The sequence below is a fragment of the Dyadobacter diqingensis genome (assembly GCF_024220585.1).
In the GTDB taxonomy this organism is placed as follows: Bacteria; Bacteroidota; Bacteroidia; order Cytophagales; family Spirosomataceae; genus Dyadobacter; species Dyadobacter diqingensis.
The window spans coordinates 348,828-369,537 of record NZ_JAMXKF010000006.1; the positions used below are offsets into that span (position 1 = coordinate 348,828).

Sequence of the window (20,710 nt, forward strand, 5' to 3'; positions counted from 1 at the left end):
AATTACATCAACGATCACTAATATACGTTCATTGATCCGAGAAATATTTTAAAAGCTAAACATGCGTACACGACATTGGGATTACTTTTTTCTTCAAAGAGAGCATGCTGAGCTTAAAGAAATAAGCCTACATTATGTAGCTTAAATCCTACAATAAAAGAACTTGTAAATTATTTTATATCAATAAATTTGGGTCAAACCCGACTTTTGTTGATGATAATACTTAGAATTTTTTCGATTTACATTGCTCTGATGTCAGTTTTAGAGAAACTGAATAAGCCAAGACATCATTATTTTCAATTGTTGAAAATACACTTTGCATTTTTCCTGTTATTGTACATACCCTGCCGGGGCCAGAAAAAAAATCCTGACATTGTCAATTTCAACACCGATAGCGGCCTACCGCAAAACAGTGTTAAGGATATCAAATTTGACAAAGCCGGGTATTGCTGGCTTGCCACCGAGATGGGTATTGTTCGGTTTGACGGAAAAACGTTTAACATACAGAGTTCATCAGATATCCCCGGCTTACGCTCTGAGAGAATACAAAGAATGGCAACGGATCCAAAGGGGAATTTGTATGCAGAAGCCGGTGATATGCAAACACTTTTGGTAATTCAAAAAAGCCGCAACACGGCTCCGATGCCGGTATTGATTAAGAATGAGCGAAAACATATATCGACCACCGGTTATCTCGTGTTAAGTCCGAGACTGGACAGCCTGAAAAAAGCTTTACAAAACCCGGCAAAACTACCCGGGCAGATCGAAATCCACAGTCCGACTAACGGAGACATTTATGTATACCATGAGAATGAACTGTACTATGTGCAAAAGGATAAACTATTACAAATCGGTATCAAGACCAGATCGGACCACAAAAGTCAGGAGGCCTGCCTGGGAAATAGCTACCTCATTCAGCTTTGGAAAAACAACGAAGCAAAAATATGGGAGAATGGAACAGCCATTGACGCGGTCACAAAAATTCAGGGCGACATTGAAAACAATGCAGACTATCTTGCGGGCAAGTATAAGTTGCTCTGGTGCGAAAACGGGACGTTCGTATATTCAGGCAAAAAACTTTATCGCATCTCTTTTGAACCAAAACAGCTCATCGCCCGTGAGGTTTTTAGTGAGGTTGATATCCCAAATCTAACCTGTATTTACTATTATCCCCAGTACCAGAAATATTACCTGGGCTCGTCCACCAAAGGATTATATGTACTTACCTTGCCTCTTTTCAACTACCCGAACATCCCCAATGAGATAACCACACAAAGCTTTTACAGCCAGGTCAGGACGCAGGATGGACGTATTTTCTCAAAGGATGGACTCTTTTCACGTAATGGAACGTCTGTTTTTCTCCCATTGAAAAGCGAAGATGGCGTGGCTAATTATATAAACCAAAATGATCAGTTGTATTATGAGCAGAATTTCGTGCTTAAAAAATATGATCTGAAAACACGCCGATCCATGACGATCCTAAATTTGAAGAGCAGACTCCGGTCCATTTTCCCACACCACAGCGACCTGATTTTCTGTACAACAAACTCAGTCGGTCAGCTCGCCGCCGACACCGTGAAGTTCTGGCACAAACTACCGGCAAATGTAAAAGCCGTGAGTTTGTCCGTATTGAATGAAAATTCGTTTTTACTGACTACCGAATCTGGTCTGAAATGGTACAATCTATCCCAAAAAATCATTTACAAATCAATACTTGATTCGTTACAAATCAGAGCGATATACCAGGATAAGGGTCGGTTATGGATTGCCAGTTATGGAAAGGGGGTTTATTTGTATGAAAAAGGGAAACTCTACCCTATACCGCCCGGTGCTCAAAAGTCGCTAAAAATAGTCCATGCTTTTATCGATGATGGCTTGGGATATTTCTGGCTGCCGACAAATAACGGGCTATTTAAGGTTTCAAAAGCTGATCTGATTGCTTATGCCCACGGAAAAACCGACCACGTTTATTTTTATATCCTGACCAAAGAAAACGGGCTGAATACCAACGAATTCAACGGTGGCTGCGACCCGGCATATCTTTGGATGAAAGACAGCATGTTGTCTCTCCCCTCGATTGATGGGCTGGTATGGTTTTATCCAAACAAAATACGTCCTGCCTATCCTGATAAAAAAATATACATCGACAGGTTGTTGATCAATAATAAAATCAGCGAAATAACATCCGGTCAAATCAGCGTATCTCCTGACTTCTTTGGATTATCCCTGAATGTCAGCTGTCCGTTTTTTGGTAACCCGCAAAATATTCATCTGGAATACCAGATTTTCAGTCTAAGCGATATCTGGAATACCGTTCCCGAAAACGGTGAGATCAAATTGAGTCGCATTCCGCCCGGGAATTACAAAATTATCGTCAGAAGGTTATCCGGAAAAGCGGGGAATAACCACGAAACACTTGAAATGAAACTCGAAGTAAAACCCTGGTTTTACAATACGTGGTGGTTTTATCTGCTGCTATTGGCAGGTTTCGGAATTGTGACACACCTCATTGTCCGCCGGCGATTAAATGTACTGAGGAAAGAATCGAAGGAATTGGAGCAGCTTGTAACTGCAAGAACCAAGGAGCTCAGCGCGGCAGTTGAAGAATTGGCTCAGTCGGAGTCCGCACTTTTACGCAGTACACGGGTAAAGGACAAAGTCATTACCATGGTTCTTCATGATTTGCGTTCACCGATCAGTTTTTTAGGCACCATAAGCAACTATCTGGTAGTCAATCACAAATTGATTGACGCGGACACGTTAAGTCAAAAACTCGGAGAATTGCAAAGTGGAGCCCAGGCACTCCGGATATTTACGGAACAGTTTTTCACGTGGGCTACAAGTCAGCATGAAGATTTCAAAATATCCATCAAAACGATCATTCTCCAGGAGCTTTTCAACGAAATCAGTGGACTTTATACCGACATTGTAAACAACAGAGGCAATCAACTCATCATTCCCGAAACAAACCTGACATGTCAGTCCGACTATCAAATACTTACGCTAATCATCAGAAACCTCATCGATAATGCAAACAAAAATACCCGAAACGGAACGGTATCAATTCATACGATATCCGACGACAATTCGATAACTATTGCCGTGTCCGACACAGGTTCCGGACTCAGTGAAACGCAAATAAATTACTTTACTGACGAAAACCGCGTGCCGGGGAATGACGGAATTGGCAGTATGCTGATACTGAAAATGCTGAAAAAAATAGGCGGCAGGCTGGATATTGAAACATCCGGGCACGGCAGCACATTTAGCGTAACATTGTATCATCACCTACGACCCGATACCGGCGTGCAAGCTGACTGAGCTCAATCACATTTTTAATTGCCAATTTCTCAAAAACCCGTCCTCTGTAAGTACTTGCGGTTGAAGAATTGATTGAAAGTGCGGTCGACACTTCCAGCACACCATTGCCCTTAAGTAACAAAAGCGCAACCTCAAACTCCCGGGCCGACAAAGTGTCAAATGGGTTGGAAGGAATATCATTTAAAAAGGCATTGGTAAACTGTTCTGCCTGACCGCTGGTTACATACCTCCGCCCGATACTGATGTCATAGATTGCCCGCTTCAATTCTTCATCCGAATTTCCTTTCTGTATATACCCAAAGGCGCCGGCTTTAAGATAACGATGTGCAAAAATTGTCTCCGGGTTAACGCTGACAAGTAATATCCGAAGCTTATCTTGGATCTTTAAAGCGTTGGCAACCATGCCAAGGCCTTCCATGCCGGGCATGTTTAAATCAGAGATAAGTATGTCATATTCCTTTGAAGCCAGTTTTTCATAAAGCTCCCTGCCATCGGAAGCAAAATCCACCATAACCGAACTGCCTAAAACCTCTTTAACCACCAGTTCCATACCAAGCCGAACCAAAATATGGTCGTCAGCAATTAAAATTTTATGCATAACGTATTCACTTTAATAGAAATAATTCTTTCGGGTTTAAAACTACGATAACCGATTTAATCTCTAATTTTCCTAAATAACCCTCTTATTAAATAGAAAAAATTAATACCGGCTATCGTATTTTTTCTATGATTTAAAGCGTAGACGTAAGTTTAAAGGTTTGGTCACAAAAAAAACTCATTTTTTTTGTGACTAGTAAAAACACGGGTTTAAAATGCGCTTGGTAGGGATTTCAGCTTGGTTATTTCAAGCACTTTTATACTGCTTAGCTTGTAAATCGCATATGAAGGCAACGATCTCGAACGCCATTTTTTAAAAAATACAAAGATTATTTTGCAGACGTTATCGCTGAACCAAATCATCGAAATATTTTCCGGTTTTGGCGAGACAACATAAAAGAATCACTGCTGTTGATTTGACAGAAGGAGAAACAGAAGCCGCTTAGGCCTGTGAAAATCTGAGTAACTTGTTTTTAAGAACTAATCCTGAATTCTGTAAAGGTGATTTGATAGGTAAGCAATCCTCAAATAATTGTTTTCGTACAGAGAGCTAGCTCGTGAGATATTCCTGAAACAACAGCCGTGATCCTAAAAGGATTTCAAACTACTCAACCGAAAACAAATACTCTCCCGACCCAACTTTCACCATCATCCTGCCTTCCAGAAATCCAAGGTTTTTCAGCTCCGACCGATCAGATAATATTTTCCCATTTTCTTTTACTACTGAATGTTGCGTGGCTGGCAGATACACAACAGCGGTGCTGTTAACCGGGATCCGTACTTTCAATTTGAAAGAGCTGGCATTTTTCTCCCAGTCGGTCCTGATCATGCCGTAAGGAGACATGTGACTTGCTTGGGCATGATTTACATCGCCAACCGGCTCGGGACGGATCACAATTTCCCGAAAACCCGGTGAATTAGCAGCCGCCTTAATCCCTCCCAGCCCACTGTAAAACCATTCCATCAAATGCCCCAGCATGAAGTGGTTGTTAGAAGATATGGTGTTACCCTGCCAGGATTCTGTGAGCGAGGTGGCACCTTTGGCTAATTGAAGCCCATATCCGGGAACATCGGACCGGCTGTTCATATCATAAATCAAATCGGATCTGTGATGCTCGTCAAGCACTCGCAACAAATACCGATAACCAATATCACCCGCCGTAACGCCGTTGCCATGCGCATGAATATCCTTCACGATATTTTCGATGACCCGCTCTTTATACTGATCTTCCACGAGCCCCATGTAGACTGAAATAGCGTTAGCGGTTTGACTGCCTGTTCCGTACTGAGCCGTCTCTTTGTTGAAAAACTTATTATTATACGCTTTTTTCACCTCCAGACTCAAATCCAAATATTTCAGGGCATCCTCATTTTTACCCAGAATAGAAGCGACCTCGGCCAGGATTTTTAGATCATAGTAATAAGTAGCCGTACTTGTTATCCCACCAGGTGTAAGCTGCGACACACCTGGATCTTTGGGACCCAGGTCATACCAGTCACCAAGCCCAAAATTGAGCATGTGATTTTTTGATTTACTACCAAGATAAGCCACGTAACGTGTCATCATCTCATAACTCTCGGCAAGTACTTCTCTGTCGTTATACCATTGATACAGGTAATACGGCATGATAACCCCGTTACTCCCCCACTCCGGTGAATCCCTGAAACCGCCACCGAACACAACAAATTCCGGAGCAATGTCAGGAATGAGACCTTCGGGAGTTTGAGAATGGATCATATCTTTTACTATTTTCCGGCATAAGGTCGCGATGTCGTACGTGTACCGGATAGAACTGCCTACCAAATAAGCTTCTTCGAGCCATCCCAGCTTTTCACGATGAGGACAGTCTGTTAAGGTGCTAGCCATGTTGCTTCTTATAGCCCAGTCGATCAGCTTGTAGGTTTTATTGAAAAGTACATTTGAACAGGAAAACTCCCCGATCGTTTGCGCTGAATTTCGTGTATGCAGGCTTTTCACCTCTGAAATCAACGGCAATTGCTGTGGATTTAATTCATTTTCCGGAACACCTCCTTCGATTTGAATGTAACGAAAACCATAATACATAAACTGGGGCTGCCAGCTTTCCATACCATCGCCCTTAAGTGTATAGTTGAAAAAAACAGGCGCTCCAACGGCCGACTGGTTTACCAGACCATTATCATAAATTAACTCCGCAGGTGTTATTTTGATCACTTCTCCCCTTCTGCCTTTCACAGTAATGCGAGGAATACCGGAAGCATTCTGTCCCATATCGTATACCCAGACACCGGGCTTGGGCTGTGTAACTTTCACTGGTGTGAACTGGTCAAAAATTTTCAATGGTGCCGCTGTTTGTGCATCCAACCTGGCTGGACCATCAACAATGACAGCCTGTTGCCATTTACGGTCATCGAAACCCGCTTTGTTCCAACCAGGCTGTTCCAAAGTGGCATCGTAATCTTCTCCTCCATAAATGCTCGAATAGGTAACCGGGCCGGCGGAAACTTTCCATGACTTGTCGCTAACGATATTTTCCGAAGAGCCATCCTGATACTGAATGACGATCCGGCAGATCACTTTTGGATATCCGTAGGCACCTTTCAGCTTGTGATATCTGTGGCCGGGAATAAAGTAAAATCCATTTCCGAGCATAAAACCCAGTGTATTTCGGCCTTGTTTTAATTTTTCAGTAAGATCAAAAGTTACATACAAAGCATGTTTATCATACTGCGTCCAACCCGGATCCAGAAAATGATCTCCCACTTTTTCGCCGTTAAGGCTCATTTCAAACTGCCCTAATCCACTTACAAACGCCGTCGCCTTTTTGATTTTCTTTTTTACGTTTAAATCTCTCCGGAGCAGAGGCAAAACATCATTTCCCTTGTGCCATCTCGGATCGCGCGGATTGTCAATTGCAGGTACTATTTTCAAAGAATCAGGCAATTTTTCATAGGCAATCCACTGCGCTCCCAGCCAGTCCGAGGTTGCGAGCAAACCCATCTGCCAGGTCGCCGATGAGCTCCATGTTGATACCTGCCCATGATTATCCCAAACCATGACTTTCCAATAATACTGCTTAACAGGATCGAGCTGTTTACCGCCGAATTTGATCTGATGCGATTGGGCAGACGATACCTTTTGCGAATCCCAGATATTTCCAACATTTTTTTGAAGTAAGGCTTGTTCGTCAGCCACAAGCACCCGGTAAGCAGTCTGCTGTGTATTTCTCTTAGCTGCTTCAAGTATCCAGCTTAAATGTGGCCGAACTGCCTGAATGCCGGTTGGCGCAGCTGCATACTCACACTTTAACCCTGACACTGACACCTGTGCAGAAAGCCTGATACAAACGAAAACCAACAAAAAAACCAAAGTACCCGACCTGAATAATCTTTGCATGAGAAATAAAAAAGAGCATTAATAACTTCCCGGATTCCATCTAAAAAATCGGCGGGGTTTCCTTTACTGTGTTCTGGTTGAATGAAAAAATCAAATTGATTTTTCGGCAAGAGAAAATAATTTCTCTTGTCCGCAATCAGCACTTTTCCGCTGAGTCAACGTAAACAAATGGTAAGCAATGTTTTTGTCGGCTGCCAGCACTTCCCGTTTTTCCCAGATTGCAGCAAAAACGTCGATAACGACTTCCTCTGCCGTGCTCTTTTTCTTGGTGAGACAAAAAGCGAAACGGTAAAGAGCGCTGTAATACTTGTTAAAAAGATTTTCAAGAGCGCTCTTATCTCCCTTCCGGACCAGAGCAAATAAATAAATATCTTCCTGATTTTGAATCATATGATGACCAATTTAATCAAAGTAAACAATCCTTTACAACTGAGATACACCTTTCAATACCGCCAAGACCTTTCGGAAACATTTTCAAAACGAACGATAATTACTTGCCTGCTTTAAAAATATATTCTTTCCCAGCCTCCGTTACAAAATCATAAACAAGTCTGTTTTTTCTGATAACCCGATCCGCAGCAGATTCCTGAACCGCTTTATAAAATGCATTCGGATTCTCAGCTTTGGCAATCTTTATATTTGTTTTCCCGCTTGCCTTTATTGCATTAGGAACATCGATACGACAGTTACCTCCCAATTTCGAACGTACCGTCAGCTGCGTAATTTTGCCATTGTTCCAAATCACATCCACCTCAAAACCACCGCGAGCCTTCATTCCCTTCACCTCACCGCTGGTCCAGTTATCAGGAATAGCAGGTAAAATATTCACGAAACCATCGTGGCTCTGCACCAGCATCTCGGTAATTCCTGATGTGCCTCCAAAGTTGCCGTCTATCTGGAAAGGCGGATGTGCGTCAAAGAGGTTCGGATATGTGCCCCCACCATTCGCATAGTTGGTCCCCTCAACACCAGTCAGTTTCAGCTGCTCACGGATGAGTTTGTAAGCATGATTCCCGTCCAACAGCCTTGCCCAGATATTGATCTTCCAGCCTTTGCTCCATCCTGTGCCACCATCGCCGCGAAGCTCCATGGTTTTTCTGGCTGCCTGTGCATAAGCCGGCGAATTAAGCGGAGAAATTTGTCTGCCAGGGAATAATCCGAACAAATGCGAAATGTGACGATGCTCAGGTTCTGCTTCATTCCAGTCCTTATACCATTCCTGTAAATTTCCTTTTTTGCCAATCTGCATCGGAAATAATTTGCTGCGTTTTTCAACCAACAGTTTTCTAAATTCCGAATCTGTGTCCAGGCGCTCAGAAGCCTCGATCAGGTTTGTGAACAAATCCCAGATAATGGCCATATCCATCGTCGTTGCAACTGAAACAGCTCCTTTATAACCCTTGTCATCAATGAAAATATTCTCGGGAGTGGTAGCAGGCGAAGTAACCAGTTTACCGTTCTTATCTTCGATCAGCCAGTCGAGACAAAACAAAGCTGCCGATTTCATAAGCGGATAAGCTTCCCTGGAAAGAAATTGCTTGTCGCCCGTAAACTGATAATGTTCCCAAAGATGCTGACAAAGCCATGCACCGCCCATCGGCCAGTTAGCCCAGGAAGGACTTCCGCTCACCGGATTGGATGTTGCCCAAATGTCGGAGTTATGATGAACGACCCATCCCTTTGCATTGTAGAAATTCTTTGCCGTTTGCGTGCCGGTCACCTCCATCTGTTTGATAATATCAAGAAGCGGGGTGTGAAGCTCCGATAAATTGGCGGTTTCAACCATCCAATAGTTCATCTGGGCATTGATATTGGTCGTAAAGTTGCTGCTCCATGGCGGACGCACCTGATGATTCCATATTCCCTGTAAATTGGCCGCGATACCTCCGGGACGCGAACTTGAAATGAGCAAATATCTCCCGAACTGAAAGTAAAGAGATTCCAGAGCAGGATCTTTAGCCCCTTCGGTGTAGTTTTTAAGACGCTCATCCATCGGCAGATCCGTTTTGGGATTACCATTTAAAACCAGACTTACCCGATTAAAAAACCCGTGATAATCTGCAATATGAGCGCTTTTGATAGTCTCAAAACTTTTTGCCAAAGCGGGTTTCAGATATTGGTCGGCCAGTAATGTTTCATCCTTACCTTCCTTATCCGGACATTTATCAAAACCATTGAAACTGGTAGCCGCAGAGAGAAGTAAGACGACTTCACTGGCATCGCTGATGTGTACACCGGCAGTATCGGTTACCACCTTGCCATCCGATTCTTTCACTTTTACCCTAAGTTCAAAACGCATCCCCCGGCACTGTGACGGATCGTTGTATACGACCGGAATTTCCATCGTTTGCATATAACTTGGGTCCGTGTGTGAAGGCGCCTGACCTTTCATCGCCAGCTGATCAGCAGCCAATACCACATTATGGTAAACCAGCGGACTGCTCGTTGAAGCCGTAAAATTAAGTGTCCCTTTTTTACTGGATTTAAGTCTGACAACCATGACCTGATCGGCGGCCGAAATAAAAATTTCCCGGCTGTATTCCACACCGTCAACCGTAAAAGTGGTCAGGGACAGGGCGTTTGAAATATCCAGTTCCCGCCGATAGGCTGATGGTGCAGTTTTAAAATCCTGTTTGATAACCAGGTCTCCCAGCGGCTCGTACGATTCCGTGAAAAGCCCCTGCATCTTCTTCGTGAGGTCTTCCGCCAGTTTATAATCTTCGTTTTCCAAAGCCTTACGAATCTGAGGCAGATATTTCACGGCACCCGGATTGGGGTTATTGTTCACCGGACCGCCCGACCAGAGCGTTTCTTCGTTCAACTGAATCAATTCCTCATTAACCCTGCCAAAAACCATGGCACCAATACGGCCATTTCCAACAGGCAAAGCCTCGTTCCAGTTGCGTGCTGGCTGTTTATACCAAAGTTTAAGATCCTGCTGGGCAGAACTTTCAAAGGAAAAACCCAGAAGCAGGGTTGCGAACAGGATCAGGTAAACGGAAGCTTTCAATTTTTTGAATTTATAAAAGTTAGACATAAAATATTTTGTACTTATTTGAATGAGACCGTCTCGCTGCTCAACTGCTGGTTTCTGAAAAAAGCCACCTCAGAGTGCCCCATCCAGTTGACCTCCTGAAAAACATTGATCAGGTCTGACACGTTGGTGATATCCTTTTTGTTAAGCAAACGAATCACATCTCCCTTTTTCAACCCCGATTTGGAAAGAATGCTTCCCTCGGGAATGGTTTCAAGAATTACTCCTTTCTCGTCGGGCAACCCATAGACAGATCTGTCTCCCAGACCATTGACATTTCTAAACTTTGCACCCAGCCAGACAACATCCTGCATATTTTTATCATCAAGGCTGTTATTGATATTGGGCAAAGGAACCCGCGCTGATTTCGCTTTCAATTCAACAGAAACAACACCAAAATTATCCATCTGAAAATTGACAAAGCCAAGTTTCAAAGCAGGACTTCCGGGTTTTACCTGATAATTTCCATGCACCGCATCAACGAAAAGCGGATCACCGGCGAGGCTATGCTGGTCTGTCTTATTCGATTGCGCTTTTTCCAGTGCAGACTGATCAAGAAAAAGGTTATAATCCACTTCTTTCCCCCATTCTTTTATCTGGATCGGAAAATACGGTTTTGTTACAATATTTTTCCTGAAAACGTCACCGCTGGCCGCAAACCATACGTGCGGATGAAAGGAGTTGTTGATGATAATGTTGTTTTCAACCACACGCTGAAAGCCTTCGCGTAGTTTCAGTCCGCCGTTCAGGCACAGGTTGTTATAGATATGATAATTGCTGCTCCCGTCGTCAAGATCAATATCCCAGCCATGATCACACCTGAACCTGTTGTTTCTGATGACGATGGTTTTCTGCACATCGAGCAGAATGATTTCAGGATGGTCAGTCGTTAGTCTGTTCATCACCTCCCGGTCGGGGTGCCAGAAACGGTCCCTTCCCCAGGAATTGAACGATCCGTGATCGCCTGTTTCCAGTACGGTATTAAAAACGTCATTAAATTCGATCACATGCCCTCCCCAGGTGCCCTCACTGACATTGATTCCTGAACGTGGAATGTTATAAATCGTATTATGGCTCACCGTAATATCCATGGCCATCGAAATCTGGACTCCGGCAATCTGTTTCTCCACCTGCCCCAATCCGTGCATCAGATTGTCGTAGACTTTACATTCCGCCGGATAATTATTGCTTTGGGGGCCTGGCTGCTTGTCCATTTTACTATATGGAACTGATTCATGGTATTCAAAACTCGGTGAGCGAACAGCAGCCGGATCGCCGACAAAACAAACGCCACTGGCACCGATGTTTTCCATATGACAACCTGAAACCTCACTTTTGCGGTTGTAGTTGTTAAAAAAGACGCCATTACCTCCCACCGCGTTAAAGTGGCATTTTTTGACAAAACATTGCTCAGTCCCTTCAAACACAACAGTTCCGCCGCGATAGATAGCCCAGTCGCTTCTCAGCAATGGTTCTTTGGTTTCCATAAATGTTCGTAAAGTATGAGCAAACTCAAAACCTTCCAGACCTATGTTACGAACCGGATTGGCTGACGTGCCCCTGAACTCGAAAAGGTGTTTAATCTGAGGGCTGAGTATTTTCTTCCCGGACAAATCCTCTGTCGAATAAACGTACAGCATTTGTTCCTTCTTATTGTAATACCATTCTCCCGGTGCGTCAAGCTCTTCAAAAACATTTTCAATAAACCGGTACTTATCATGCATACCCATCTGGCGGTTGTTTTGATAACCGCCTTCCATGGCGAGTGTCCCGTCGGCATTTTTTCCGGTTACCCGATAGTGATAATCTCCCCATTCGTGTTTGTGCATGGCATGGATGTAGGCGCCTTCGGGCGATTTCCAGCCATTGATTTTTCCCGGTGACAAAACATCGGCTGAGTATCCCCCGAAATGACTGCTCGTCGAGTCAAAATTGGGATAACGTGCCATGCGTTGTTTCTGCTCATTTATATAAAGCTGGTCAAAGAGCAGGTTGCCGGGAACCGACATTCCTTTGATATTGCCTTTATATGTCTCCCATTTCGGGGTAATTTCCGATGCTCCGCTAATGGTGACATGCTCACCGGGAAATGCCTTATAGACAACTTCTTCGCCGGGTTTTCTTGAATCGGGCTGACTAAAAACAACTGCATGATTCAAATAATAAATACCTCCTCTTATGAAAACCGTCACCGCCCCACGGGTATTCCTGACCTTATTTCTCGCAGCCTCAATTGTAGCCAACGGTTTTTGCTTACTGCCCTGATTTTTATCGTTCCCGCTTTTTGACACATAAATATCAACCGCGCCTGCAACGCCCGGAAGAATCAATAACAGGGTGAGCAGGATAACACACAAAAATTTACCGGGGGTTGTAGCCGTCATAACAAAAAGCAGATATCGATTGTTAATACCAGAAAGTCGTCCAAAATATCATCCTCAGAACCTTCTGCAAGGGCCTTTTTGTGATAAATTTAACTATACAAAGAAAATATATATTCTTTTATAGAATACACGCATTCTTATCCGAGTAGTAAGATATTTTAACATGTTTGATAACTACCGATGCAAATTAGGGCCTAAATATCTTCGTCGGCTGACTATGATGAGAAGTATGGTCCACACTAAAGCCACTAACCTTTCCGAAGTAACCGATACAAGTACGGGGCTTTATTGGCAGCACCGGTAAACTTCTTTTCCAGTCTTTCCAGAACATCTAAATCAAGTATCTTTTTCTGGAAATTATTACGGGCATATTGCTTTTCATATATTGTTTCATACAGCTGCTGGGCGTCTTTCATCGTGAAAGTTTCCGTAAGCAGATTAAAGGCATTACCTTTTTGATCCAGTGTAAGTCTGAACGTTTCGAGCGCTTTACCAATGATCTCGTTGTGATCCATAATCATTTGAGGCAAATGCCCAACTTCATACCATTCAATAGACTCATCCAGATCGGTCTTTTGCGCAACAACTTTGCTGATATCTACCAGGGCATAATAACCTATGGAAACAAATCGACGCGTAAACCAGACGTAATCATTGGCTCCGGATCTCTCATCGGTTAGATCCTCAGACTTCGACCCGATTAATTCCACATTAAGCTCAATAAGCTGATCCAGGAAGGCTTTGCTGTTTCTGCTCGCCTTACCCGTCACGTAAAACTGTTCCAGATAAACATCCTTGATGCCGGTACGCTCCCGAAGTATTCTTCGGGCAGCAGCATCAATATCTTCATCCTGATAAACAAACCCACTGGGCAGCGCAAAAAAGCTGCCTTTAAAGTTCAGTTTTGGCACCAGAACTTTAAGTTTTTGGTCCTGATAACCAAAAATAACACAGTCAATGGAAAGTTGCTGGATATAACCCTGTTCGCTTAACGGATATGATATGTTCATCAACTGTAAAACTAGCAAACTTAACCGAATGCCATTTTTTAATAGGTAATAATTTAAGTGAACGCTTCAACGACCAGACCGATTATGAAGCCAAAAGTGGTATTGATCGTGGACATCAACAGAAAAGTGAGCATCGTGAGTATCAGAATTTTCAGCTTTAATAAACCGCCGAAAAACCCGGCATAACACCAGTACATTAAAAATATGTCAATAATTTGAATCGCCAGGGTATACATTATTGGATTTTCAGCCGGTAAACCCGAAAAATAAAAAACAGGAAGCAGCAGCAGATTAATAATGAGGCTAAGCCCTCGAGAGAAGGTATTCAGTACCAAATGCTCAGCAAAATTGTTTCTCTGTTTTCTAAAAACGAGATAGGAAGCTAACGTATTGGTCAAAATTGAAATCAGGCTCGAATAGGCTGCATGATCTGTTGTCCAGGCGATTACGATCGCATAGGCTCCAAGGATATTCTGATCGGGAAGAATCGGGTCGACCTGATACAGTCCTTTGATGGAATAATGATACAGCAAACCATACAACGTTGCCAGAACGACAACAAGCGTTACCGGTTTAAAATGTCTGATTCTTTTACCTTCTATAAATTCGTTGATCATCTCGCCGGGTGCCGTTAACAATTTTTTGATGGTATAAAAAATCCCATGATCCACATGAATAAGTCCATGCTGAATCTCGTGCCAGATAAAATGCATGTTCAATTTATGTGTGTCGGCGGCCTGCCCGCAATGCGCACAAAATTTCCCGGTAAGCTGATGATCGCAATTTTTGCAGTTCTTGGGAAGAGGTTCCATTTTTTGACCTGAAGGTAAGAGGGAAGCCGATATAAAATTGTAATACAAATATATAAAATTGTAAAAAATTTATTGTCTTTATTTTTAGACAATAAAGAATTTTCTTTTACTTTGCTCTCTCATAAGCAGTTTTCCTCACACCATTCCGACCAAAAATTAATCTATTTTATCAACTACTATTATGAAAAGAGCCAGTTTTATTTTCGGCATCGTTTTGATGCTCAGCGTCGCCTTTGAAAGTATCGCTCAAACAGCTGCACCTGCCGACTTCTTCGTGGGAAAATGGGAGATTTTAGTCATAGGCACTCCCAACGGAGATTCTAAAATGATTGCCAGCCTTGAACGAAGCGGCGCCAATCTGACCGGCCAGCTTATCAACGCGGCTGATGCCTCCGCTGAAAAAATCCCGATCATTGTTGAAGAAAATGGCAATAAAATCGGTCTTGCTTTTTCAACCCAGGGTTATGACGTTACGATTGATCTGGCCAAGGTAGATGATGACAATCTGAAAGGCAGCTTAATGAATATGTTTGATGCGACGGCTAAAAGAATAAAGTAACCAGCAGTCACAATTTGTTAAAAAAATGAGCGTACAATTCGCGTGCGCTCATTTTAAGTGTTTCCTAACCTTATTCAGCAGTTTTCATTCTGGATAACTCGGATTTTATTTTAGTCAACTCGCCAAGCAAAGCTGTAACCGGGACCTGTGTTTTACCGGCTGAACCAGCAGCCTTCACGATGGCAAAATTCAATGTTTCGATCTCAGTTTCCCGCTTATTAAGTATATCCTGATAGGTTGATATTTTTTGTCCGTCAGACATTTTACTGATAGAAAGTACATTTTGCAGCACTTCGTCTTCTGTTAACTGAATGCCATTTTCTTTCGCAACAGTCAGACATTCGCCGATTACAGTTTTCGCAATTTGCAGCACCGCTTCGTTCCGCTGAAACACACCGTTATCTGTTTCCAATAGCGGACAAATCGAATTGAACACGCAATTGCTGATTACTTTTTTCCAGATCAGGTTCTGTATATTCTCCTCTGCCCTGAATGAAAAAATTTCGGTATTCAGCTGTTCCACAATACTGTTCAGGACTTCACCAGAGCCCTTGATCACGCCGACCGGCGATGATGCAACAGGTCTGAACCTGACCTTGTTTTTTGTAATGGACTGGCTGGTGGCCAGCAATACACATCGGTAGAGCTCCGTAAAACCCATATCAATGAAGCTGTTTTCAATGTGCAAACCATTTTGAAGAAATACGATCGGAGATTGATTTGCTTTTGATTTAAGCTTACCGGCAAGCGCCTGATTTCCAAATGATTTGTTTGTCAATAATATGATACCGTTAAGCTCGGCAAATTGATCCATGCCACTGATCTCAATAGCTGCCTGAAAATGGTTACCATCCAGCTCTACCTCAACATTTTCTACATAAGGCGGTTGCTAGTCCACACTTCCCCGCAGGATTGTAACTTTTCTGCCGTTAATGGTTAATGCCACGGCCAAAGCTTTTGCAATAACACCGTTACCGATGATATAAAAATGACTTGGAGAGTTAAAAAAATTCTGAGTTGTTGCCATATTTAAGTTGATAGCCTTGGTTATCCCATGCCAAATATCGTGAAGTTTGCTTTTGAACATACACGATTTATAAATTTTAGCCCTTGGGTGGTTTGCAGACAAACAAGAAACTACCTGACATATCCGTGACAATCCTTCCGTTTTCTTTACCCTTAATAATAATGGCAGAGATACCGGTGAGCTTTATGAAATTATTGAACAAAATCCTGAAATTGCAGCTCAGCCTGATAAAAATGCCGAAAAATCAAGACATATTCTCCGAAGCAACGCCATGAAATGCACCGGCTCAGGAATCAAAAAAATGTAATAAAAAGTAAATGTTGTTGACCAGATCATTGCCAGTTAAACCATGAACATCAGAATTATCCTTCTAATCATTTTCGTTCCGTTTTTTTCTTTCGCACAACCGAAAAAAAGACCAAACATACTCTATATCATGTCGGATGACCATACTTCTCAGGCCTGGGGTATCTATGGCGGCATTTTAAAGGATTATGTTAAAAACGACAATATTAAATGGCTGGCAGAAAATGGCGTTGTGCTCAACAATGCATTTTGTACCAACTCGATTTGCGTTCCCAGCCGCGCAGCGGTGATGACCGGGCAATACAGCCATCGAAATGGTGTCTATGATCTGGAAGATTCCTTCGAACCTGACAGTATGAATTTTGTAAAAATTTTGCGTTCCGGTGGTTATCAGACAGCACTTATCGGAAAATGGCATTTGGGAAAAGAACCTTCTGGATTCGACTATTATTCGGTTACACCCGGACAAGGGAGGTATCGCGATCCCATTTTAATGACCAAGGAGAACTGGAAGGATGATCAAACCGGAGGTAAAGTGTACAAAGGCTATTCCACCGATGTTATCACGGATCAGTCGATTGAATGGCTGAAAAACAGGGATTCGAGTAAGCCTTTTTACCTTTCCACGCACTTTAAAGCGACACACGAGCCTTTTGATTATCCGGAACGTTATGCCGATTATCTCGAAAAAACAGAAGTCCCCTACCCGGCAGATTTTGCAGATAAAGGTGCAGCAACCACCGGCAGAACACACGATGGCTGGCCCCTCGATTTATTAGGTACAAGATATCAGCAAAGTACCGGAAAGGAATATCCGGGCCGGGAGTTTTCCTTAAAGGGACTCGATTCTCTGACAGCCAGGAAAAAAATATACCAGAAATTCATCAAGGATTTTTTAAGATGTGGCGCGGCCGTGGATGACAATATTGGCCGGCTGATAGATCACCTCAGGAAATCGGGAGAGCTGGAAAATACGATCATCATTTACACGGCTGATCAGGGATATTTTCTGGGAGAACATGGATTTTTCGACAAAAGATTTATCTATGAGCCATCCCTGCGTATGCCATTTGTCATCAGTTATCCAAAGGAGCTGAAAAAAGGAAACAGAATTGACGACATTATTCTCAATATCGACTTTGCTCCGCTGTTTCTCGATTATGCAGGTATTGAAAAGCCCGCCAGCATGCAGGGAGAAAGTTTCCGCAAGAATTTACAGGGAAAAACACCAGCTGGCTGGCGGAAAGATATGTATTATCGCTACTGGGCAAATGAATCCAACAGGCCCGCCCACTTCGGAATACGGACTGAACGCTATAAACTGGCACTTTTTTACGGCCAATCAAGAACAAAAACACAACGGGATAAAATGAAATATGCACCGGGTTGGGAGTTTTACGATTTAAGAAAAGACCCGCACGAAGATCACAATGCTATTAACGACCCGCGATACAAAACAATAATCAAAGACCTCAAAAAACGTCTGCATGAGATCAAAAACGAAAGCGGCGACGGGATTGAAAAAAATGAGACGATCAAAGAATTGATTGAGAAGTATTGGTAAGGACTTTTTCGAAACAGTGGCCCCGTCGCTGTCTTATCCCAATTTTCTGTAAAAAAGGTGTAACCTTGCCTTATATGAAAAGTCGTTTTCTTATCAAAAAATCTGGTGTTTCAAGTATAAATTGTCGGTGAACTACTTCAAGTTTTAACCACTTAAAATTCCATGAGATTAACTTCGACTTTCATAGCCCTGACCCTGATAATGTTGGGCAATCACTTTGTACAGGCACAAAACCTTTCCATAAAGATCACCAAAAGATATCTGAATTTGCCGGTGTCACAAGCAGAAAACAGGGGAACGATGCAATTCCAGATGTTGGGAAAACAAGAGCGATCGTTCAAAATCAGGCTGGCCTCGGGAAAACCTGATTATTGGGTTTTCTGCGATATGACAGCGCTTCAGGGACAAACCATTTCCATAAGTTATGACGGCAAGACGGATGGACTCAACAAAATTTATCAGGACGATAAATTTGCAGGTCAGGATTCCGTTTACCGCGAGAAGAACAGACCGCAATACCATTTTTCATCCCGTCGGGGCTGGATCAATGACCCGAATGGTATGATCTTTTTCGAAGGCGAATACCATCTTTTTTACCAGCACAACCCCTATGAGCGCGAGTGGGAAAATATGTCGTGGGGCCATGCTGTCAGCAAGGATATGATCCACTGGGAAGAATTGCCGACCGCACTATCGCCCGACAACCTGGGGACCATGTTTTCGGGCTCAACGGTGATCGACTATAACAATACTGCCGGATTTAACCGCGGCAAGACGCCAGCGATGATCGCTTTTTTCACAGTTGATAACCCTGAAAAGCAAATTCAGTGTATGGCTTACAGTCTGGATAAAGGCCGGACCTGGACAAAATATGACAAAAATCCGCTGATCGATTCCAGGGCGAAATGGAACAGCAAGGATACCCGGGATCCGCGCGTATTTTGGTACGAACCCAGCAAACACTGGGTCATGGTACTTAACGAGCGCGATGGTCATTCGATTTATACTTCTCAAAACCTGAAAGAGTGGAAATATGAGAGCCATCTGACCGGCTTTTGGGAGTGCCCTGACTTATTTGAATTACCCGTAGATGGTGATAACAGCAAAAAGAAATGGGTAATCTATGGCGCCTCTGCTACCTATATGATCGGCTCATTTGACGGAAAAACCTTTAAACCGGAATCAGGCAAACACTATTATACGACGGGGAGCATTTATGCCGCGCAGACCTTCGCCAACATGCCTGAAAACGACCCACGACGCATCCAAATTGGCTGGGGCCGGATTCAACAACCAGGGATGCCATTTAACAACATGATGTTATTGCCCACCGAACTTCGGCTCCGTACCACTAAAAATGGCCCGCGGCTGGTGAGTGTACCCGTTAAAGAATCGGAACAATTATTTGACCGGATTGGTCAGTGGTCAGCATTATCCGCAAATGACGCGAGCGAAAAGGTGAAGTCCTTGCAAGCAACAGATAAGTTTCGGATGAAGGCAACGCTAAAATTATCACATGCGACCAGCACCGGTTTCTCTCTTTTTGGTCAACGTCTGCTCGACTACGATATGAATTCCAACCTCGTGAATGGTGTTTTCTATTCGCCTGAGGATATGACCAGTATGGAAATTACCGCCGATATTTACGTGGACCGCACTTCTGTTGAAGTTTTCATTGACAATGGCGCCTATTCATATTCTCTTGAAAGAAAACCGGTTTCGGCCTCCAAAGAAATTATTCAATTCTGGGGTAATCAGATTGAGGTAAAAAACCTTGAAATGTATACGGCAAAATCAATCTGGAAATAAGATTTTGGTAATAACAAGGAAGTTATGGAGCTATCGCCTATTCTTCCTTACTTACTTTGCATGTTGAAAATCTTCTTTCTTCGTAAAAAAATGCAGTCCCAGAATTAAAACAATCGTCATGACAAACAGTACTTTCTGAGTGATCGGCAAATACTCCCGGAAATCACCAGACCCATACAGATAAAGCGTGCTGTAAAAAATAAGAAGATAAATAACGCACAGCAATTTGAACAAGGGCAGCCTTGACTTGAAAACAAAAATGGTAATGTAAAACATACTGACAAGAAACATCGTGCTCGCGATGGCAATCATTGTGTCATGCCACGGTGTCACGATCAAAAGGGTAAATAACATGCCGACGCTCCCGGAATATTTTATCACATGGGCAGCATTCTTAGATGAGATTTTCTTTGAAAATTCTGCAAAAAATATGGCCAGGCTCAACGACAGAAAAAACATTCCTCCAATGGCCCAAAACCGGGCCGTATTGTTTGCCCCGTTCAAGGCCTTCTCACCAAACAGATTACTGATATAGTTATTTGCCCAACTATATCCAATGGAAGTACTATCGAACTGTGAGCCACCCGGATAATAGATTGTTGCGATCAAAATCAGTGATATTGAAATAATGATTCCGGGCAGTATCAGATTTTCTTTTGACATGTTGAATTTGGTGTAAAAATGATCGCGCTTTTGTTTAACGCATGAGGTCAAACAAAAAACTGCAAATTAATCCCTTATTGCAACGATGACCCGAAGATACTCGGTATTTAAAACACAGTTGTACACCAATAAGTCTGATTGTCACATAAGATAGAAAAGGCTGAGCTAACTCGCTAGATCTTTGCTCATTTATTCCGCGAATCTGAAACAAAAGAGAACTGTGATAATTTTTGACATATTAGGATTCT

14 protein-coding genes are annotated in these 20,710 nt (G+C 42.9%); 4 read left to right on the top strand and 10 right to left on the bottom strand.

What is annotated here, in order from left to right:
* The first annotated feature begins 252 nt into the window (after window positions 1-252).
* The gene (locus tag M1L62_RS18530; RefSeq protein ID WP_254561108.1) at window positions 253-3,321 is read left to right on the top strand and encodes a sensor histidine kinase; all 3,069 of its coding nucleotides are present in this window, start codon (window positions 253-255) and stop codon (window positions 3,319-3,321) included.
* On the opposite strand, the gene M1L62_RS18535 is transcribed toward M1L62_RS18530, so the two are convergent.
* The 7 genes from M1L62_RS18535 to M1L62_RS18565 form a co-directional block, all read right to left on the bottom strand.
* A complete protein-coding gene (locus tag M1L62_RS18535) occupies window positions 3,266-3,919 on the bottom strand; it encodes a response regulator (RefSeq protein WP_254561109.1) in 654 nt (217 codons plus the stop codon). The genes M1L62_RS18530 and M1L62_RS18535 overlap by 56 nt on opposite strands.
* 603 nt (window positions 3,920-4,522) lie before the next feature.
* Entirely contained in the window at window positions 4,523-7,294 is a 2,772-nt protein-coding gene (locus M1L62_RS18540; protein ID WP_254561110.1) for a family 78 glycoside hydrolase catalytic domain, read from the bottom strand.
* Window positions 7,295-7,384: 90 nt separating this feature from the next.
* The gene (locus M1L62_RS18545; protein WP_254561111.1) at window positions 7,385-7,684 is read right to left on the bottom strand and encodes an RNA polymerase sigma factor; all 300 of its coding nucleotides are present in this window, start codon (window positions 7,682-7,684) and stop codon (window positions 7,385-7,387) included.
* 100 nt (window positions 7,685-7,784) lie between these two features.
* Window positions 7,785-10,304, bottom strand: a complete 2,520-nt coding sequence (locus M1L62_RS18550) for a glycoside hydrolase family 95 protein (RefSeq protein WP_254561112.1) — start codon at window positions 10,302-10,304, stop codon at window positions 7,785-7,787.
* A gap of 41 nt (window positions 10,305-10,345) precedes the next feature.
* Window positions 10,346-12,712, bottom strand: a complete 2,367-nt coding sequence (locus M1L62_RS18555) for a PDZ domain-containing protein (protein WP_254561113.1) — start codon at window positions 12,710-12,712, stop codon at window positions 10,346-10,348.
* Window positions 12,713-12,960: 248 nt separating this feature from the next.
* Window positions 12,961-13,722 carry an NUDIX hydrolase gene (locus M1L62_RS18560; protein ID WP_254561114.1) on the bottom strand — a complete coding sequence of 254 codons (762 nt, stop codon included), beginning with the start codon at window positions 13,720-13,722 and terminating at the stop codon, window positions 12,961-12,963.
* A 53-nt stretch (window positions 13,723-13,775) separates the two neighbouring features.
* On the bottom strand, window positions 13,776-14,534 hold the full coding sequence (locus M1L62_RS18565) for a DUF3667 domain-containing protein (RefSeq protein WP_254561115.1): 759 nt from the start codon (window positions 14,532-14,534) through the stop codon (window positions 13,776-13,778).
* Window positions 14,535-14,715: 181 nt separating this feature from the next.
* Here M1L62_RS18565 and M1L62_RS18570 point away from each other — a divergent pair, with 181 nt between their 5' ends.
* Window positions 14,716-15,093 (top strand): hypothetical protein, encoded by a 378-nt coding sequence (locus M1L62_RS18570; protein ID WP_254561116.1) that lies wholly within the window; start codon window positions 14,716-14,718, stop codon window positions 15,091-15,093.
* Between the two features lie 70 nt (window positions 15,094-15,163).
* Here the strand turns inward: M1L62_RS18570 and M1L62_RS18575 are convergent, their stop codons facing one another.
* Both M1L62_RS18575 and M1L62_RS18580 read right to left on the bottom strand, forming a co-directional pair.
* Entirely contained in the window at window positions 15,164-15,907 is a 744-nt protein-coding gene (locus M1L62_RS18575; RefSeq protein WP_254561117.1) for a ketopantoate reductase family protein, read from the bottom strand.
* Window positions 15,908-15,982: 75 nt separating this feature from the next.
* Window positions 15,983-16,120 (bottom strand): hypothetical protein, encoded by a 138-nt coding sequence (locus tag M1L62_RS18580; protein ID WP_254561118.1) that lies wholly within the window; start codon window positions 16,118-16,120, stop codon window positions 15,983-15,985.
* Between the two features lie 349 nt (window positions 16,121-16,469).
* Between M1L62_RS18580 and M1L62_RS18585 the strand changes: the two genes are divergently transcribed.
* Complete coding sequence (locus M1L62_RS18585) at window positions 16,470-17,990, top strand: sulfatase family protein (RefSeq protein WP_254561119.1); 1,521 nt, start codon at window positions 16,470-16,472, stop codon at window positions 17,988-17,990.
* A gap of 162 nt (window positions 17,991-18,152) precedes the next feature.
* Window positions 18,153-19,799, top strand: coding sequence for a glycoside hydrolase family 32 protein (locus M1L62_RS18590; protein ID WP_254561120.1), 1,647 nt, complete (start codon window positions 18,153-18,155; stop codon window positions 19,797-19,799).
* A 51-nt stretch (window positions 19,800-19,850) separates the two neighbouring features.
* On the opposite strand, the gene M1L62_RS18595 is transcribed toward M1L62_RS18590, so the two are convergent.
* On the bottom strand, window positions 19,851-20,462 hold the full coding sequence (locus tag M1L62_RS18595; RefSeq protein WP_254561121.1) for a hypothetical protein: 612 nt from the start codon (window positions 20,460-20,462) through the stop codon (window positions 19,851-19,853).
* Between the last annotated feature and the right edge of the window lie 248 nt (window positions 20,463-20,710).

Coding starts and splice junctions, on each gene's coding strand:
- M1L62_RS18530 (WP_254561108.1), top strand. CDS start 253: ATGTCAGTTTTAGAGAAACTGAATAAGCCAAGACATCATTATTTTCAA.
- M1L62_RS18535 (WP_254561109.1), bottom strand. CDS start 3,919: ATGCATAAAATTTTAATTGCTGACGACCATATTTTGGTTCGGCTTGGT.
- M1L62_RS18540 (WP_254561110.1), bottom strand. CDS start 7,294: ATGCAAAGATTATTCAGGTCGGGTACTTTGGTTTTTTTGTTGGTTTTC.
- M1L62_RS18545 (WP_254561111.1), bottom strand. CDS start 7,684: ATGATTCAAAATCAGGAAGATATTTATTTATTTGCTCTGGTCCGGAAG.
- M1L62_RS18555 (WP_254561113.1), bottom strand. CDS start 12,712: ATGACGGCTACAACCCCCGGTAAATTTTTGTGTGTTATCCTGCTCACC.
- M1L62_RS18560 (WP_254561114.1), bottom strand. CDS start 13,722: ATGAACATATCATATCCGTTAAGCGAACAGGGTTATATCCAGCAACTT.
- M1L62_RS18565 (WP_254561115.1), bottom strand. CDS start 14,534: ATGGAACCTCTTCCCAAGAACTGCAAAAATTGCGATCATCAGCTTACC.
- M1L62_RS18570 (WP_254561116.1), top strand. CDS start 14,716: ATGAAAAGAGCCAGTTTTATTTTCGGCATCGTTTTGATGCTCAGCGTC.
- M1L62_RS18575 (WP_254561117.1), bottom strand. CDS start 15,907: ATGGATCAATTTGCCGAGCTTAACGGTATCATATTATTGACAAACAAA.
- M1L62_RS18580 (WP_254561118.1), bottom strand. CDS start 16,120: ATGGCAACAACTCAGAATTTTTTTAACTCTCCAAGTCATTTTTATATC.
- M1L62_RS18585 (WP_254561119.1), top strand. CDS start 16,470: ATGAACATCAGAATTATCCTTCTAATCATTTTCGTTCCGTTTTTTTCT.
- M1L62_RS18590 (WP_254561120.1), top strand. CDS start 18,153: ATGAGATTAACTTCGACTTTCATAGCCCTGACCCTGATAATGTTGGGC.
- M1L62_RS18595 (WP_254561121.1), bottom strand. CDS start 20,462: ATGTCAAAAGAAAATCTGATACTGCCCGGAATCATTATTTCAATATCA.